Here is a 17762-nt window from a genome sequence, read left to right on the forward strand (position 1 = left end):
GAAATTTTAAAAAAAACTAGGTCAAAAACACGTCATTACATGGTATGATTAGTACATTGTTAGTTGTTAAATATAGGGGAATTCCCTTTTTATACATAATGCCTTCCATTTCATAAACGGAACGGACAAAAAAAGAGATATAACTAGGAGGCTTTTTTGCATGGATTCTATCCTGACGATCGTTATCATTGTAGTAAGCTCTATTCTAGTGCTGCTCATGATAGAGCTTGTGATAAGAAATCGTTCATATAAAGATATTGAAGCACTGGAGCAGTGGAAACAAGAAATAAAAGATAAACCTGTAGCAGATGAACTAAAGCGAGTAAAAGATTTGAACATGACAGGTCAAACAGAAGAACTGTTTGGTAAATGGCGTGAAGAGTGGGATGAAATCGTATCAACAACTCTTCCAAAAGCTGAAAAAGATTTAGGGCAAGCGCGAAAATTCGCCTCGCAATTCTCCTTCCGCAAAGCAAAGCATGCGATGAACGAATCCATAAGTGGTTTAGATGACGCTGATAATCGTATTACAGACATTTTAAATGAATTACAGCAACTGTTAGAAAGCCATGAAAAAAATAGTTCGGAAATTGAAGGGTTACGTGATACATATCGTAGTATGAAAAAGAGTGTTCTTGCTCATCGACACATGTATGGAGCAGCTGAGCAGAGAATTGAAGAGATGCTAGATGCCGAATCTAATAAATTTAATAGTTTTGAAGAAGCAACAAATAATGGCGACTATTTAAAAGCGAGAGAAATTGTTATTAGTTTGGAAGAAGGTTTAGCTAATTTAGAAATCATTATTCACCAAATTCCAGATTTATTGGTAGAGTGTCAAGCAACGTTACCAGTTCAACTGGAAGATTTATTACACGGACATAATGATATGGTAAGACAAGGTTATGTATTAGATTACTTGGAAATCCCTAAAGAAGTCCGCGATATGACGACACAACTACAAACATGTTTAATGGATATACAGGAGCTTCATATAACGGAAGCGGCTGAAAAAGTAGAAAAATTAAAAACTCGTTTAGACGGTTTTTATGATCAACTAGAACAAGAAGTGCATGCGAGACATTATGTAGAGCAAAAAACACTTTCTGTTTATGAAGATTTAGAAGAACTTCGTGAAGAAACAATTGAAACGAAAGCAGAAACGCAACTTGTAAAACAAAGCTATCAGTTACAAGATAAGGATATTGAGTCTCAAAAAGTAATTGAAAAGCAAATGCACATTTTAATGAAACGTTTTGAAGTGATGCAATTACGCGTTGCTGAACAAGATATTGCATTCTCTATAATTCGTGAGGAACTAGAAGAGGTTTATGAGCAATGTGAAACTTTAAAAGTACTTCATGCAGAATATAAAGAAATGCTACAAACGATGCGTAAAGAAGAATTTGAAGCGCGTGAGAAGTTGCAGGAAATGCGCAATACAATTTTTGAAACGAAACGCTTTATGCAAAAGTCGAATTTGCCAGGTCTTCCAGAGAGTATTATGGAAGATTTACAAAGAGGGCAAATGGCAATGCAAGCTGTATATGAGCAATTAGAAATAAAACCGTTAAATATGCATGCTGTAAATAGCAGTTTAGAAGAAGCATACACAACTGTTAACGGTGTAGCTGAAATGACAGAAGAGTTAATTGGACAAGCGTATTTAGTTGAAAAATTAATTCAATACGGAAACCGTTACCGCAGTCATGATGAAAATCTTGCAGAAAGCTTAAATTATGCAGAGAAATTATTCCGTGAATATCAATACGATGCAGCTTTAGAACAAGCGGCTTCTGTACTAGAGCAACTTGAACCTGGCGTTGTTCAAAAAATAGCTGAATATGTAGACAATGAACAAACCCTTTCATAAAGGGTTTGTTTTTTTGTGTAATTTTGAAGGCGATGTTGCTATAATGAATAGCGGAATACAGTAAGGTTATTCGTTTCAAAATAAAGTGAAACTGTAATCAGTGGGGGGGATTCATCCCCACTGATTACTAGCCTTCACCAATCGGGATAAAACGGAACCTTTGTGTAGTCTTAGCGTAATTACACGTATTTATGATATGATTATATGATGTGATAGCGCTGAAAGGGGAAGAACGATGATCTATTTTGATAATAGTGCGACGACGAAGCCATATCCAGAAGCCCTTCAATCGTACGTAACGGTTGCTGGGAAATATTTTGGAAATCCTTCTTCTATTCATTCGCTTGGAGGAGAGGCAGAGCGTCTATTAACACAATCAAGAACGATTGCAGCGCAGCTTCTTCACGTAAAACCTTCTGAAATTATTTTCACATCGGGTGGAACGGAAGGGAATAACCTTGCGATTAAAGGGATAGCGATGAGGAATCGTTCGCGCGGCAAACATATCATTACAACAAATATTGAACACGCGTCTGTGTTTGAGGCATATAAGCAATTAGAAGAACTCGGGTTTGATGTAACATATTTACCGGTTAACGAGCATGGTGTTGTATCGGTAGAGGATGTGAAGCGAGTGCTTCGTGAAGATACAATTCTTGTTTCAATTATTCATGTGAACAACGAAACTGGAGCAATTCAGCCCGTTGCTGAAATTGGAACGTTATTATCGAATTATCCGAAAATAAGATTCCATGTGGACCATGTACAAGGGATAGGAAAAGTACCGCTTAATTTATATGCTTCGCATATTGACCTTTGCTCAATATCTGGACATAAATTCCACAGTGTAAAAGGAACAGGTCTTCTTTACGTGCGTGATGGCGTAAGATTAGATCCGATTTTATCAGGTGGTCAACAAGAGCTTAAGTATCGCTCTGGTACAGAGAACTTACCTGGCATTGTAGCGATGGTGAAAGCACTTCGCATGACAATGGAACAAGTGAAAGAAAAGATAGCTCATTTGCAAAGTTTACAAACAGAGCTTGTACGTTTCTTTAAAGAAATGGAAGATGTAACAATTAATACGTCGCTTGCATATGCAGCACCACACATTTTAAATGTGTCGTTTGTCGGTTTAAAACCGGAAGTGGTCGTTCATGCTTTAGAAGAACACGGTGTATATGTATCAACGAAGTCTGCTTGTTCTTCAAAAGCAAATGAAGTGAGCAGAGTGTTAGTGTCAATGGGGGTACCGCATGCAGCTGCTGCAAGCGCTATTCGTATTAGTCTAGCACCAGACAACACGATGGAAGAAGTAAAACAATTTGAAGGTATTGTAAAAGAGACAATGCCAAAATTATATGAAGTGATGAGGTAAAGAAATATGATGACATATGAATATATTTTAGTACGTTACGGAGAAATGACGACAAAAGGTAAGAACCGTTCTAAATTTGTAAGCACATTAAAAGATAACGTTAAGTTCAAACTGAAAAAATTCCCAAACATTAAAATCGATGCAACACATGACCGTATGTACATTCAGTTAAATGGCGAAGACCATGAAGCGATTGCTGAAAGATTGAAAGATGTATTTGGTATTCATAAGTTTAATTTAGCGATGAAAGTACCATCAGAATTAGAAGATATTAAAAAAGGTGCATTAGCAGCTTTCTTACAAGTAAAAGATGATGTGAAAACATTTAAAATTACAGTGCACCGTTCTGATAAACGTTTCCCAATGAAGACGATGGAGTTACTTCCAGAAATTGGCGGGCACATTTTAGAAAATACAGAGGATATCACAGTAGACGTCCATAATCCAGATGTGAATGTACGTGTAGAAATTCGCAGTGGTTACAGCTATATTATGTGTGGTGAGCACATGGGAGCTGGCGGTTTACCAGTTGGCGTTGGCGGAAAAGTAATGGTACTTCTTTCTGGTGGTATTGATAGCCCAGTAGCAGCGTACTTAACGATGAAACGCGGCGTATCTGTGGAGGCAGTTCACTTCCATAGTCCACCTTTCACAAGTGAGCGTGCGAAACAAAAAGTAATCGATTTAGCACAAGAGTTAACGAAATACTGTAAACGTGTAACACTTCACCTTGTTCCATTTACTGAAGTGCAAAAAACGATTAATAAAGAAATTCCATCTAGTTATTCTATGACAGTAATGCGTCGTATGATGATGCGTATTACAGAGCAGATTGCAGAGGAGCGTAATGCACTTGCAATTACGACTGGTGAAAGTCTTGGACAAGTAGCGAGCCAAACGTTAGATAGTATGCATACGATTAATGAAGTGACAAACTATCCTGTTATTCGTCCGCTTATTACGATGGATAAATTAGAAATTATTAAAATCGCTGAAGAAATCGGCACATATGATATCTCAATTCGTCCATACGAAGATTGCTGTACAGTATTCACACCAGCAAGCCCAGCGACGAAGCCGAAGCGTGAAAAAGCGAATCGTTTTGAAGCGAAATATGATTTCACACCATTAATCGAAGAAGCTGTAGCAAACAAAGAAACAATGGTATTACAAACGGTAGAAGTAGTAGCGGAAGAAGAAAAATTCGAAGAACTTTTCTAAAACCATAAATTACCATATCTAAAATGTGTATGAAGTCATGTTATTTATCACACTCTATACTCACAAGGAGGTGATATAACATGGCACGTAGCACAAATAAATTAGCGGTTCCTGGTGCTGAATCAGCATTAGACCAAATGAAATACGAAATCGCTCAAGAGTTTGGTGTTCAACTTGGAGCGGATGCAACATCTCGCGCTAACGGTTCTGTTGGTGGCGAAATTACGAAACGTCTAGTTTCACTAGCTGAGCAACAATTAGGCGGTTTCCAAAAATAATTCCATATACAATGGCTTAGAAAGAGCGGGTTCTCCCCGCTCTTTCTTTTTGTTGTTCGTATTAGTATAAATTCATTTCGACAAAAGCATAAAAAAATTGTCAAAAGAAGAGGGTTCAAAATTTACTGAAAATTCTTTATTATATAAGGGAGGCATAAAGAAAAAGGAGGATGTTTATGAAGAGAGAGGAATTGTTGGCACCACCATCTTATAATTTAGTTTCAGAAATAGAGAAATATACAGACGATAAAGAGAAGCTTGCTTTAATTTGGCAAGATGATAAAGGGAATAGACGAGAAGTTACATATTTTGAATTAATGCAAGGTGCAAATAAAATTGGAAACGCTTTTATAAAAAGTGGCTTACAAAAAGGGGACAAGCTCCTTATTATGATGCCGCGTTTAATTGAAGCTTACATGACGTATATCGCTGCGATTAAAGCAGGGTTTGTCGTAATTCCGAGTTCGGAAATGTTGCGTAAAAAAGATATTGAATACCGCATTGGACACGGAGAAGTAAAAGCGATTGTAAGTTATGAACCATATATCGGACAGTTTGATAACATAGGGGCGATGGAATCTCTTCAAAAGTTCGTTCTGAGCGAGCAGTCAGTAGACGGATGGATCAATTTAAAAACAGCATTAGAAACAGAAAGTGACATGTTAGAAATGGCGAAAACAGATAAAGAAGATATGGTCTTTTTATCTTATACGTCAGGGACGACAGGAAACCCGAAAGGTGTTGTTCATACGCATGCGTGGGCATACGCTCATTTACGTACGAGCGCCCCAAATTGGCTCGGAATTGAAGAGAATGATGTTGTATGGGCAACGGCTAGTCCAGGGTGGCAAAAGTGGATTTGGAGCCCGTTTTTAGCAACTCTCGGTTCAGGAGCAACAGGATTTGTATACAACGGTAAGTTTGAACCGAAAACGTATTTAAATTTATTAGACGATAATAAGGTGAATGTGCTTTGTTGTACACCGACTGAGTATAGATTAATGGCAAAGGTAGAAGACTTGACTGAGTACAATTTAGAAGCGTTACATAGCGCTGTATCCGCAGGTGAGCCGTTAAATAGAGAAGTCATCGAAACGTTCCAAAAGCACTTTGATATTACAGTAAGAGATGGCTATGGGCAAACGGAAAATACATTACTTGTTGGCGTAATGAAAGGGATGGATATTAGACCGGGATCAATGGGGAAACCAACGCCAGGAAACCATGTTGATATCGTTAATGAAGAAGGAATCCCAGTGCAGGTAGGAGAAGTTGGCGATATTGCAGTTCATATTGAAACACCAGCCCTCTTTAAGCAATATTATAAAGATGATGAACGCACAGCGATGCAATTCCGTGGTGATTATTATATTACGGGTGATAAAGCGAAAAAAGATGAAGACGGCTATTTCTGGTTTGAAGGGCGCGGAGATGATATTATCATTAGCTCTGGTTACACAATCGGGCCGTTCGAAGTTGAAGATGCACTTGTAAAACATCCTTACGTAAGAGAATGTGCGGTTGTCGCAAGTCCGGATGAAATTCGAGGGAGTGTCGTGAAGGCATTTATCGTATTAAGAGAGAATATAGAAAAGAACGAAGAAACATTAATTCCAGTGCTCCAACAACACGTGAAAGAACTCACTGCACCATATAAATATCCTCGCAAAATTGAATTTGTAAATGAACTACCAAAAACGATTTCCGGAAAAATTCGTCGTATTGAACTTAGAAAACAAGAGATGGAGCTTCCTTCAAAATAATTTTGAAAATAGGGAAATAAATAGTTGAATGAAATGTAAAACGATGATATTATAAAAACGAACATAAGTTCGATTTTATAAACTAAAAAAAGAGGTGTCCGTATGATTTTAGGTATTAATCCGTACTTAGTTTTAGATGGTAGTGGGCAAGAAGCTGTACAGTTTTACAAAGAGGCATTAGACGCAAAAGTAGAAGTAATGCAAACTTTTGGTGACATGCCTGAAAATCCAGAATACCCGATTCCAGCTGAAGCGAAAGAGCGCGTTTTACATGCTACTTTAAAAGTTGGTAATACGGACCTTATGATTTCTGATACATTCCCAGGTCAAGGGCATGCAATCGGATCTCAAGTAACAATCGCAATTCAAATTAGTAATGCAGAAAAAGCAAAAGAAGTATTCGAAAAGTTACAAGAGGGTGGAGAAGTTATTATGCCACTTCAAGAAACGTTCTGGAGCCCGGCATACGGACAACTAAAAGATAAATTTAGCATTGAATGGCAAATTACAACGAACCCTACTGAACAAAAATAATTTTTGGGAAAGCACCATTTTTAATTCAAATGGTGCTTTTTTTATACGGATTAATCTCGTAGACTAAAGGGAAAAAGGGGATGAGTATATGGGAGAAATTTGGTATGGCGGCACCATTTACACGATGCGAGAAGAGAATGAAAAAGTAGACGCTGTTTATGTTGAAAACGGTGTGATCGTTGATGTCGGGAGTAAAGAAGAGTTAGAAGACCGATATGCTACTACGGTTAAATTGCACGATTTAGAAGGCAAAACGATGATTCCAGGTCTCGTTGATAGTCATATGCATCTTATTGGGCATGGAGAGAGGTTACTTCGTCTAGATTTATCAAATTGTACATCTTATGGCGAAGTACTTACTCTTGTTCAGAAGCAAGTAGAAGACGCGCCAAAAGGTTGTTGGATTATCGGAGAAGGCTGGAATGAAAATAACTTTACAGATACGAAAGATGTTCACGCACGTGATTTAGATGCAATTTCGAAAGAACATCCCATTTTATTAAAACGAGTTTGTCGTCACGTTACATGGGTGAATTCATACATACTGCAAGAAGCGAACATAACAGAAGAGACGCAAGATCCGAAAGGCGGGAAAATTGGCCGGGATGCATCAAATAAGTTAACAGGGCTTTTATATGAACAAGGACAAGAATTAATGAAACACGTTCAGCCTGAAATTGATAAAGCTTATTTACAAAGAGCTTTGCAAACAGCGATTAAAGACTGCTGGCAATACGGAATCGTTGGTGGGCATACGGAAGATTTAAATTATTATGGTGGTTTTAGAAAAACGTATAATGCGTTTTCTTACGTTATAAAAGAAATGCCATTTAAAGCACATTTACTCGTTCATCATGAAGTAGCACATGAAAGAAAAGAATATGAAAATGAGCACTATATTGAATTTGGTGCGATGAAAATTTTTTCTGACGGTTCTTTTGGCGGAAGAACTGCTTTATTAAGTGAATCGTATGAAGATGCGCAGGAAACAAATGGAGTTGCGATTTTCTCACGTGAAGAGCTTGCATGTTTAGTGAAAAAAGCACGAGATTTACATATGTCAGTTGCCATTCATACAATCGGCGACTTATCGCTTGAATATGTCATTGATGCGCTTGAATTACATCCACCAGCAGAAGGGGTGCGTGACCGTATTATTCATTGTCAGCTAGCTCGTGAAGAGTTGATTGAAAGAATGAAACACTTGCCAGCTATTATTGATATTCAACCGGTCTTTGTTTCATCAGATTTTCCATCAGTCATTGAAAAACTAGGCGAGCGTCGTCTTCGTTACGCGTATGCCTGGAAGACGTTACTGGACGCAGGCTTACATTGCAACGGTGGTTCAGATGCTCCTATTGAACAAGTGAATCCGTTTTTAGGCATATATAGCGCTGTTACACGTAGAAGTTTTATTGACGGTGTATGCTATATGCCTGAGGAAAGATTAGCGGCATATGAGGCTGTTTCTTTATTTACGACAGGAAGTGCTTATGCAATAGGAAAAGAAGCGAAGCGAGGACAAATTATAAAAGGATATGAAGCAGACTTTACGGTATTAGATCGAAACATATTTGAAATAGAGGCAGAAGAAATAAAAGAAGTACAAGCGGAAATGACCGTCATTGATGGCCAGGTTGTCTATAGAAAAGATGCGTAAAATATATCAGCGATTTTCGGAATATATCGACTGTAACTCGAAATATATCAGCGATTATTAAAATATATCGACTTACCGACAAAAACTGACAAAAATAACGGCCCGATAGCGAGAGATTGTTGGCCGTGCCAATCGGGATAAATAAATAACCGCAGAATTATGGGATCCCCATAATTCTGCGGTTATTTTAATACTATAAAAATGTTCTCTGTACTTTTTCCCAGAAGGAATTGTTTTTTAATTTTACTGTTTTAATTTGTTTATCGCTTAAGCGTACAACAGCTTTTTCAACTTGTTTAATGCTAAGCGCTTCGTTATCCATGCCGATAACAGGATAATCGTTACCGTCTGGTTTAAGTTTTAAAGTTAGTGTACGTTCGTGGTTTAAGATGAACGGTGAACCGAGCGTACGGTATGTGTTGTTATTTAAAGATGCTAGTTCGCTTACTTGGAAACATGGGATAAGCGGATCGACAACGGCACCATGTAATGATTTGTTGTAAGCTGTACTTCCTGTTGGGGTAGAAACAACTAAACCGTCACCTCTAAATGTTTCGAAATATAAATCATCAACGTGAACATCTACAACGAATGTTTTAATAATGCTAGAACGTAATGAGAATTCATTTAAACAATGGAAAGATGTACCGTGATCTACATCTACCTGAATTGTTGGATATTTTCGCACTTCAATTTCATTTTTTGTAATTTCTTGAAGGGCTGTATCAACGTGATCAATGTGGAAATCACAGTAGAAAGAAATTTCATCTTTCGTAGAAATTCCTGCGTATAAGCAATCTTCTCTAAAACCAGTTTTACGAACGGCTTGTAAGAAAGTTGCATCATCTCCAACACTGACGATAGCGTTTGCATTTTTTGGTTGATCTAATATGGTAAATCCATTCTCTTCTAAAATACGATAGATTGGTTTCATCTTTTCAACGAGCGTTGCTTTGTCATCACCATAAAAGAAAAATAAATTGCGACGATCTGCCATTATGTATCCCTCCACTGCAGTTAAATTTTCTGTTTTTCGTGCTACATATCATTAGAGTCCGTTCCCTGATGATATGTTCAAATAATATATTTCGATATAAATTGTCAAAATACCTTTTTATTTTTAGAAAAATTTTTATATTCAATCTTACGGAACTCTGTTTAATGATGAATAAACTTGTCGATAATGGGTACGGAGTGAAAGGATGATACGTATGAAGTGGCTCGTAATTGGAATAATAATTCTTCTCCTTTTTATTTTGCTTATACTATTGTCGAAAATAAAGCTTAAAGTGACATTTTTATATTCAGAAATGGAAAAGCAATGTTTGTTTCAAGTGAAAATATGGATGATTCGATATACATTTGATGTGTTGGAAAGAATTGAAAAACAGCAGAAAAAGACAGGACAGAAAATCGAAAAAGCTGAAAAGGACGGCGGAATAGATAATAAAATTATGGCGCAACTTGACAGCATCGGGGAACTGATAAAAAGGCTTCAAAAAGTTCATACTATCGTTAAAGATTTTCTCAAACGAGTGAAAATCAATGGTTGGAAATGGCATACGCAAATTGGAGCAGGCGACGCAGCTAGTACTGGAATTGTCACTGGATATGCATGGGGGACAAAAGGAATGGCTGCTGGAGTTATAGGACAATATATGCATATTGTCGATGTACCAGAATTTGAAATTATCCCTGTTTTTCAAGGGAAGGGATTTGCATCAAGGTGCGAGTTAACAGCATCTTTTCGTATATTTCGTGCTATAAAAACAGGATTCAAATTACTCATGTTTATGAGAAAGCAAAAATCTGGTATGACAGAAAAATCTGTTCAAGCATAGGGGGGATATAGAGTGGACCATCCAATTCAAGGTTTAATGACAACCGCAATGCAGCATTTAAAACAAATGACTGATGTAAATACAATTGTTGGTGATCCAATTAAAGCAGCAGATGGAAGTGTAATTCTTACTGTTTCGAAAGTAAGCTTTGGTTTTGCTGCTGGTGGAAGTGAATTTGGTAAAGTAGAACATTCAGGTCGTCATCCATTTGGCGGGGGAAGTGGTGGAGGAGTTTCTATTAATCCTGTTGCCTTTCTTGTTATAAATGGAGATGGTGTGAAAGTATTACACTTAGATAAGCAGACACACGTCATTGATAAAATAATTGAATTAGCACCACAAGCTGTTGATAAAGTGAAAGAAATGATGGATAAACGAAAAGAAGATGATCCTGAATTTCAAATTTAACGAATAAAGAAGCTAATCAATGGATTAGCTTCTTTAATTTTTTTGTAAATAAAGCGATTTTATTTGCATTATCGATGGGGACAAACTATCATTTACATTGTACATATTTTGTTTAAATAAGGGAGGATCTTCAAGTGGCAAACGTAACTTTTAAAGGTAATCCAATGACTTTAGTTGGAACAGAAGTTAAAGTTGGCGATCAAGCGCCAAACTTCCAAGTATTAGCAAACGACTTATCTCCAGTAAGTTTAGAAACATACAAAGGCGAAGTAAAATTAATTAGTGTTGTACCTTCAATCGACACAGGTGTATGTGATGCACAAACACGTCGTTTTAACCAAGATGCAGCAGGTATTGAAAACGCGAAAGTATTAACAATTAGCGCTGACTTACCATTCGCTCAAAAACGCTGGTGTGCAGCAAACGGTTTAGAAAATGTTGTAACACTTTCTGATCACCGTGACCTTTCATTCGGTGAAGCTTACGGCTTAGTAATGAAAGAACTTCGTTTACTTGCTCGTGCAGTATTCGTAGTAGATAGCAATGACAAAGTAGTTTACGCAGAATACGTAAGCGAAGGTACAAGCCATCCAAACTATGAAGCAGCATTAGAAGCAGCTAAATCTGCAAAGTAATAGGAAGGAAATGACCTCTTATAAAGAGGTCGTTTTTTCTCATCTATTGCTGCGAATGGTAACGATAGATGAGAAAAAATGTTATATCATATATAACTTGAAAGGGAGCTCTTTACAGGAGGTCGCTTTTTCTTTTTGGAAAAAATCACTTTGTGGTATGATATAAGTTATGTGTAAAAGAGAGAAGGAGGAATGTACGTGAGTCAGACAGTGGAAACATTATTTTCTATTTTTGATTCTTCTGCGGTAGTTTTACGTAAAGAATTAGATGTAACATATTTAGAGGCGCTTGTAGAAACAGGTGATAACTTGTTTGAAGGTGCGATTTTACAAGAGGAATTATCCGAATCAACAATTGAAAGGTTGAATCGTGAATATAGTACGTTTAATGAAGAAACATATAAAGGTGAAGAAATTCGTAAAGCATTTCAGCTAGCCATTTTAAAAGGAATGAAAGAGGGCGTACAAGCGAATCACGAAATGACGCCAGATGCAGTTGGAATGTTCATGAGCTACTTATTCCATAAATTTATGCAAGGCAAAACAGAAATTACTGTTTTAGATCCTGCAATTGGAACAGGTAATTTAATGACTACAGTATTTAATAGCGCTAAAGAAGAACTAGCAATGAGTGGATTTGGTGTAGAAGTGGATGAAGTGCTAATTAAACTTGCTTTAGTAAATGCGAATTTACAAAAGCATGGAATCGAATTCTTCCATCAAGATGGACTAGCACCACTTTATATTGATCCAGTTGATGCAGTCGTTTCAGATTTACCAATTGGTTATTATCCAAACGAAATCAGTGCGAGTGAATATAAGTTAAAAGCAGATGAAGGAATGTCATATGCGCATCACTTATTTATTGAACAAAGTGTGAAACATACGAAAGAAGGCGGGTATTTATTCTTCTTAGTACCAAACTTTATTTTTGAAAGTGATCAAGCGCCGAAACTACATGCATTTATTAAAGAAACATGCTTTATTCAAGGTTTGTTACAGCTACCTGTTTCCATGTTTAAAAACGAGAAAAATGCAAAAAGTATATTTGTTCTCCAAAAGAAAGGCCAAGGTGTAACAATGCCGAAACAGGCACTACTAGTGGAATTACCTAAATTCTCTAATATGAAGGCTATGGAGAACATTATGGATCAATTAAATACTTGGTTTGCAACACAAAAGTAACACGATATATATGTAACAGGGTTAGTGATTAATGTAGTACAGTTGTATAGAATATGTCATATTTTTTAATATATACAAGATTTAACTGAATTTTTTTGAAATCTGTAATATATTTTTTTTCTTGGTGTTACAATTTTTTCACTTGAAATATATGTCGGACGATGTTTAAATTAAAATCGTGAGTATAAAATTTACTGATGATGAAACGTTTTCATAGTGAGTGAATTTAATTAGATAAAATCGAGCGGTTTGTGGAATGATCCACACAACTACCAAGAGAAAAAGGGGCGAAAGACTAGATGTCAAAAATCATCGCGATTAACGCAGGAAGCTCTTCCTTAAAATTCCAATTATTTGAAATGCCAAGTGAAACAGTATTAACAAAAGGTTTAGTAGAACGTATCGGTTTAGAAGATAGTATCTTCACTATTACTGTAGATGGCGAAAAACAAAAAGAAATTACAAACATCCCAGATCACGCAGTAGCAGTTAACATGCTTCTTAGCAAATTAACTGAAAATGGAATCGTAAAATCTCTTGATGAGATTGGCGGTATCGGTCACCGTGTTGTACACGGCGGCGAAAAATTTGCGGATTCTGTTTTAATTACTGATGAAGTATTAGCGGAAATCGAAGAATTAAGCGATTTAGCACCACTTCACAACCCAGCAAACCTTGTTGGTATTAAAGCATTCCAAGAAGTATTACCAAACGTACCAGCAGTAGCAGTATTCGATACAGCATTCCACCAAACAATGCCGGAATCTGCATTCCTATACAGCTTACCGTATGAGTACTATGAGAAATTTGGTATCCGTAAATACGGTTTCCACGGAACTTCTCATAAATACGTAACTGAGCGTGCGGCTGAATTATTAGGTCGTCCAATTGAAAGCTTAAGCCTACTTTCTTGTCACTTAGGTAACGGTGCAAGTATCGCAGCAGTAGAAGGCGGTAAGTCTATCGATACTTCTATGGGCTTCACTCCACTTGCTGGTGTAACAATGGGTACACGTTCTGGTAACATTGACCCTGCGTTAATTCCATACATCATGGAAAAAACAGGCCAAACTGTAGAAGAAGTAGTTAACGTATTAAACAAGAAGAGTGGTATGTTAGGTCTTACTGGTTACTCTAGTGACCTACGTGACATCATTGCGAAAGAAGAAGAAGGCGACCACCGTGCGAAAGTAGCACTTGACGTGTTCGTAAGCCGTATCCATAAATACATTGGTTCTTACACAGCTCGTATGAAAGGCGTTGACGCTATCATCTTTACAGCTGGTGTAGGTGAAAACAGTGCAATTATTCGTGAGCGCGTATTAGAAGGCCTTGAGTACATGGGCGTATACTTCGACGCAAAACGCAATAACGTATTCGGTGAAGAAGCATTCATCAGCTTCCCTCACTCTCCAGTAAAAATTATCGTAATTCCAACTGACGAAGAAGTTATGATTGCTCGTGACGTACTACGTCTTGGAGATATTGGTTAATATATGAAAAGAAAGACGAGATCCTATAGGATTTCGTCTTTTTTCCTTTTAATATATTTTAAAATTCCATCTGGATATAATAATTTTTCCTTCTGAATGAATGCAGTAATGGGAACCCATTTTGCATATGACGCTGTTTGCTCATCTTGTATATTCACTATTTCCATTTCATATAGTGATCTGTCTAATAAACGCAAAGAATATAGTTGAATAATTTCATGACCAATTTCCTCATCTAGATGAAAGATGTTTTCTAAGCAACCTAAATAATCGATAATTTCTACTTCTGTATGAAGCTCTTCATTAAACTCTCGAATAACTGTTTCATCTGATTTTTCTCCGAGTTCAATTGATCCACCAAGAGGACAGTAATAGGTTTCATTGTCTATATTATATTCTTGTAGTAGAAGTCGATTGTGATGTATAACAATACCAAAGGATTTTGCACGTGGGTACATGAATATGATCGCTCCTTATTCATTTATATGTGGATAATTATAAGTTGAAATATAGAGAAAATCACCTTTTTATTCACGTTGTTGAGCTAATTGTAATACCGTCTAATAGTTCTTTCCAAAATGCTTCATTGTACTGGTATATATCCATCACTGGGCATTTTATAACGCAAATGTTTTGTAATCCCCAATCTTCTTCAGTGATAGTTGGTACATCGGCAGGAAGTAATAAAAGGACGGAGAAGTTATGCTTGACCATTTGAGATAAAATTTCTTCAAGAGAAAGTGCTTCTTCATATGTTCCCCCGGTTCGAATAAACAATATGGATTCTTCCATTTCTACTGTAGTTAGAAAACGATTAATCCGATGCTCATAATTTAATTTAATATCTGTATAAGAAGGCCAAGAAGTTGGTGTATTTACATCTGTTTTAAAGTCATGGCAGGAGTCAATTTCATAAATGTTGTCTCGTAGTCTTAATTTCGCATCATCATCCCAAAATGAGATGAAGGACAAATTTCCTAATTCTAAAAAACGGTGAAAGCGATTTTGTAATAATAAATTTACTTTCTCTAATGAAGGACTTAGCATAAAATCAATAACGCCAAAAAATGGGGATAATCCTAGTTGATATAAAGCCCAAGCAGGCCAGCAGTTTTGTCCTAAGCTAAATACAGCATTATACTTTTGTTTTATATTGGATAGATTCATGTGATTCATCTCATCCTTTTTGCTAATATTTTATGTCATTAAAAAATGGTATGTGAATAGAGATAGACAAGCATATTTGCAAAGAATAAGCAGAAATATGTTACAATAGAAAAAAATCGAACGAGGTGGTTGTTACGATGCGATCGAAGCGAGAACAAGCCATTTTAGACAATATCAAGGAATGGGAAGCGCAATTAGTTGAGCAAGAAGCGACCGATTTTCAAAAAGTGTTTGATAAATGGTTACATACTACAGTTGCGAAATTACCTGAGAAAAAACGAAAAGAATTCTTTACGAAAGCAGATGGATGGCTTTTTCATTTGCATGCACTGATTCAAAGTTCACAATCACAATTAGATGCACGTAATCGTATTTTAGGAACATCAAGATTATTTAATGAATCAATTGAACAACTTGAAGATTTGAAAGCATTATCTATTGATCAGTTAACATACATAGCAGAGCAACAAACAGCACGTCATCGTCTATATTCATTCGTGCAAGGCGGAGCAACGGGTGCTGGAGGATTATTATTATTGACAGCTGATTTTCCGGTTATGATTGCGTTAAATGTGAAGGCTGTCCAACTTATTGCAACATCGTTTGGGCATGATGTGAACAAGCCTTATGAAATGATGCTGGCGTTAAAGGTGTTTCATGCGTCATTATTGCCAGGAAGACTTCAGCAATACGCTTGGTACAACTTGCTACGAGAGCTGGAGCAAGAAGATTCGTTCTTTTATGAAGGAGACGAAGCAGTGTTACAAACAGCCTCTACCGAAGTTTTGTTAAAGCAAATTTTGAAAACATTTTCAATTTATGCTCTTCGTCGTAAATTATTCCAAGGTATCCCAGTCATCGGAATGGCAATCGGATCTACAGTAAATTATCGTTTAACAAGAAATGTTACTGAATTTGCGAATCGATTTTATCAAGTGCGCCACATAATGGAGAAAGAAAAAAAATCATAAAAAAAGCGAGAGGCCGAAGCCTTTCGCTTTTTTAATTTGTTGCATGTTTTTTGGTCATTGGAATAGATACTGGTTGCTTTTCTGCTGCTTTTTCTGCTTTTGGATAATAAATTAAATCCAATGTTTTTGCCTGTACGGCAATTGAAAGAATAGTAAAAGCAATTTCTGTCCAATTTAAATAATATAATGAAAGCGCAAGAACAATCGCGTCAAAGACGAAGAAAATTTGCCCAATTGTAAAACGAGTTCGTTTACTTAATACAATTGTTAAAATATCGTCTCCACCGGTTGCACCGCCAAATCGCAATATAAAACCGAGTCCAATACCAGCTAAAGCACCGCCAACTATTGCAGCTATAAATAAATTGTTTGATAAATCTACCGTAAATGGAGAATAATTTTCCATAAGGGAATAAAATACTCCGAATGAAATTGAACCTAAAAATGAATAGCCAACCATTTTTTTACCTAAAAATGAAGCGCACAGTAAAATAATTGGGATATCCATTATTACAGTTGAAATAGATGGTGAAATATCATAAAAATTTTGGATGAATAGTGCAATACCTACAAAGCCACCTTCTGTTAAGTGGTTTTGGAAGTGAATGTGATATAGCGCTGCCGCTAAAATAAATGAACCGATTAAAACCATAAAAACTTCTTTAATAATTTGTCGACTTTGGATGTTCCTCATCGTTATTCCTTCTTTCCGTAGTTAGTAGTCCTTTTTGTGTTGTAAACTAACTACGAGCTCACATGTAGCTTTCAGTTAGTTTACGAAAAAACTAACTACGCTATATGTCGCTGAAGAAATAACGAATAATCCTCTCGTCCATCAATTCTCCCTACCTTCGTTTTAGTTTAAGTCTTAAAACGACTAAACAAAACGTGGAGTAGGATTCGTCATTTAGCAATCCTGCTCTTCTTTGTTTTGTTTAGCTAATAACAATTAAGTCCTAAACAAAACGCTACGTGTAAGAAGAGTCTTTTTTTTGCCAAATTATCCTTCGGGCAATCATAATTTCCCCACTCTCGTATTTTTTTCGCTAGACTAAAGTATCTGAGCTGAAAAATACGCTACGTGTATGATTCGTCAATACGATGCCACATGCTCCTTCGAGCGATCATGATATCAAAATCCCTTCCTTCAAGATTTATATTATTATATCATACTTTCAAAAAATGTATGCGGATGGAAACCGACAATAAACGGAGGGAATCTACAAAAATTGTTATGTTTAAATATTTTTGTAGAAAAGCCTAAGTTATTTTGTAGGATTGGACAGTTTTTAGAAGTTTGTCCAATAAGTAAGCAAAGATGGTTTTTTATTCAGTTGTATTGTTTTCGTCACCTT

The 17762-nt window shown here is 36.5% G+C and carries 17 protein-coding genes; 13 read left to right on the forward strand and 4 right to left on the reverse strand.

Annotated elements, in window-relative coordinates; genetic code table 11:
* The first annotated feature begins 160 nt into the window (after nt 1-160).
* The 7 genes from ezrA to JDS81_RS00445 all read left to right on the forward strand — a co-directional run bounded on the left by ezrA (nt 161) and on the right by JDS81_RS00445 (nt 8707).
* Nucleotides 161-1873 carry a septation ring formation regulator EzrA gene (gene ezrA / locus JDS81_RS00415; RefSeq protein ID WP_000377321.1) on the forward strand — a complete coding sequence of 571 codons (1713 nt, stop codon included), beginning with the start codon at nt 161-163 and terminating at the stop codon, nt 1871-1873.
* Nucleotides 1874-2108: 235 nt separating this feature from the next.
* Nucleotides 2109-3251 carry a cysteine desulfurase family protein gene (locus JDS81_RS00420; protein ID WP_000638978.1) on the forward strand — a complete coding sequence of 381 codons (1143 nt, stop codon included), beginning with the start codon at nt 2109-2111 and terminating at the stop codon, nt 3249-3251.
* 6 nt (nt 3252-3257) lie between these two features.
* Nucleotides 3258-4472 carry a tRNA uracil 4-sulfurtransferase ThiI gene (gene thiI, locus JDS81_RS00425; protein ID WP_000989269.1) on the forward strand — a complete coding sequence of 405 codons (1215 nt, stop codon included), beginning with the start codon at nt 3258-3260 and terminating at the stop codon, nt 4470-4472.
* Between the two features lie 80 nt (nt 4473-4552).
* Nucleotides 4553-4750: an alpha/beta-type small acid-soluble spore protein gene (locus tag JDS81_RS00430; protein WP_000124490.1), complete on the forward strand. Its 198-nt coding sequence runs from the start codon at nt 4553-4555 to the stop codon at nt 4748-4750.
* A 176-nt stretch (nt 4751-4926) separates the two neighbouring features.
* The gene (gene mbcS / locus JDS81_RS00435) at nt 4927-6513 is read left to right on the forward strand and encodes an acyl-CoA synthetase MbcS (protein ID WP_097952259.1); all 1587 of its coding nucleotides are present in this window, start codon (nt 4927-4929) and stop codon (nt 6511-6513) included.
* Nucleotides 6514-6615: 102 nt separating this feature from the next.
* On the forward strand, nt 6616-7047 hold the full coding sequence (locus tag JDS81_RS00440; protein WP_088048009.1) for a VOC family protein: 432 nt from the start codon (nt 6616-6618) through the stop codon (nt 7045-7047).
* Between the two features lie 88 nt (nt 7048-7135).
* Complete coding sequence (locus tag JDS81_RS00445) at nt 7136-8707, forward strand: amidohydrolase (RefSeq protein ID WP_097952261.1); 1572 nt, start codon at nt 7136-7138, stop codon at nt 8705-8707.
* Nucleotides 8708-8900: 193 nt separating this feature from the next.
* On the opposite strand, the gene JDS81_RS00450 is transcribed toward JDS81_RS00445, so the two are convergent.
* Nucleotides 8901-9704: an NAD kinase gene (locus JDS81_RS00450; RefSeq protein WP_000785189.1), complete on the reverse strand. Its 804-nt coding sequence runs from the start codon at nt 9702-9704 to the stop codon at nt 8901-8903.
* Nucleotides 9705-9909: 205 nt separating this feature from the next.
* On the opposite strand from JDS81_RS00450, the gene JDS81_RS00455 reads away from it, so the two are divergent.
* The 5 genes from JDS81_RS00455 to ackA all read left to right on the forward strand — a co-directional run bounded on the left by JDS81_RS00455 (nt 9910) and on the right by ackA (nt 14269).
* Nucleotides 9910-10548, forward strand: coding sequence for a DUF2953 domain-containing protein (locus JDS81_RS00455; RefSeq protein WP_002093186.1), 639 nt, complete (start codon nt 9910-9912; stop codon nt 10546-10548).
* 12 nt (nt 10549-10560) lie between these two features.
* Nucleotides 10561-10956 (forward strand): GerW family sporulation protein, encoded by a 396-nt coding sequence (ytfJ, locus tag JDS81_RS00460; RefSeq protein ID WP_000350003.1) that lies wholly within the window; start codon nt 10561-10563, stop codon nt 10954-10956.
* A 134-nt stretch (nt 10957-11090) separates the two neighbouring features.
* On the forward strand, nt 11091-11591 hold the full coding sequence (gene tpx / locus JDS81_RS00465) for a thiol peroxidase (protein ID WP_000024525.1): 501 nt from the start codon (nt 11091-11093) through the stop codon (nt 11589-11591).
* Nucleotides 11592-11789: 198 nt separating this feature from the next.
* Nucleotides 11790-12776: a class I SAM-dependent methyltransferase gene (locus JDS81_RS00470; protein WP_000084369.1), complete on the forward strand. Its 987-nt coding sequence runs from the start codon at nt 11790-11792 to the stop codon at nt 12774-12776.
* Nucleotides 12777-13075: 299 nt separating this feature from the next.
* Complete coding sequence (ackA, locus tag JDS81_RS00475) at nt 13076-14269, forward strand: acetate kinase (protein ID WP_000034585.1); 1194 nt, start codon at nt 13076-13078, stop codon at nt 14267-14269.
* A gap of 23 nt (nt 14270-14292) precedes the next feature.
* Here the strand turns inward: ackA and JDS81_RS00480 are convergent, their stop codons facing one another.
* Entirely contained in the window at nt 14293-14727 is a 435-nt protein-coding gene (locus JDS81_RS00480; RefSeq protein ID WP_097952263.1) for an NUDIX hydrolase, read from the reverse strand.
* Nucleotides 14728-14800: 73 nt separating this feature from the next.
* Nucleotides 14801-15436, reverse strand: a complete 636-nt coding sequence (locus JDS81_RS00485) for a DUF1796 family putative cysteine peptidase (protein ID WP_097952265.1) — start codon at nt 15434-15436, stop codon at nt 14801-14803.
* 137 nt (nt 15437-15573) lie between these two features.
* Between JDS81_RS00485 and JDS81_RS00490 the strand changes: the two genes are divergently transcribed.
* Complete coding sequence (locus JDS81_RS00490) at nt 15574-16407, forward strand: EcsC family protein (RefSeq protein ID WP_001256857.1); 834 nt, start codon at nt 15574-15576, stop codon at nt 16405-16407.
* Between the two features lie 31 nt (nt 16408-16438).
* Here JDS81_RS00490 and JDS81_RS00495 read toward each other — a convergent pair whose 3' ends face one another.
* Nucleotides 16439-17101, reverse strand: coding sequence for a YitT family protein (locus tag JDS81_RS00495; protein WP_001244520.1), 663 nt, complete (start codon nt 17099-17101; stop codon nt 16439-16441).
* Nucleotides 17102-17762 lie beyond the last annotated feature (661 nt).

The sequence above is a fragment of the Bacillus cereus group sp. N31 genome (assembly GCF_016483245.1).
GTDB lineage: Bacteria > Bacillota > Bacilli > Bacillales > Bacillaceae_G > Bacillus_A > Bacillus_A toyonensis.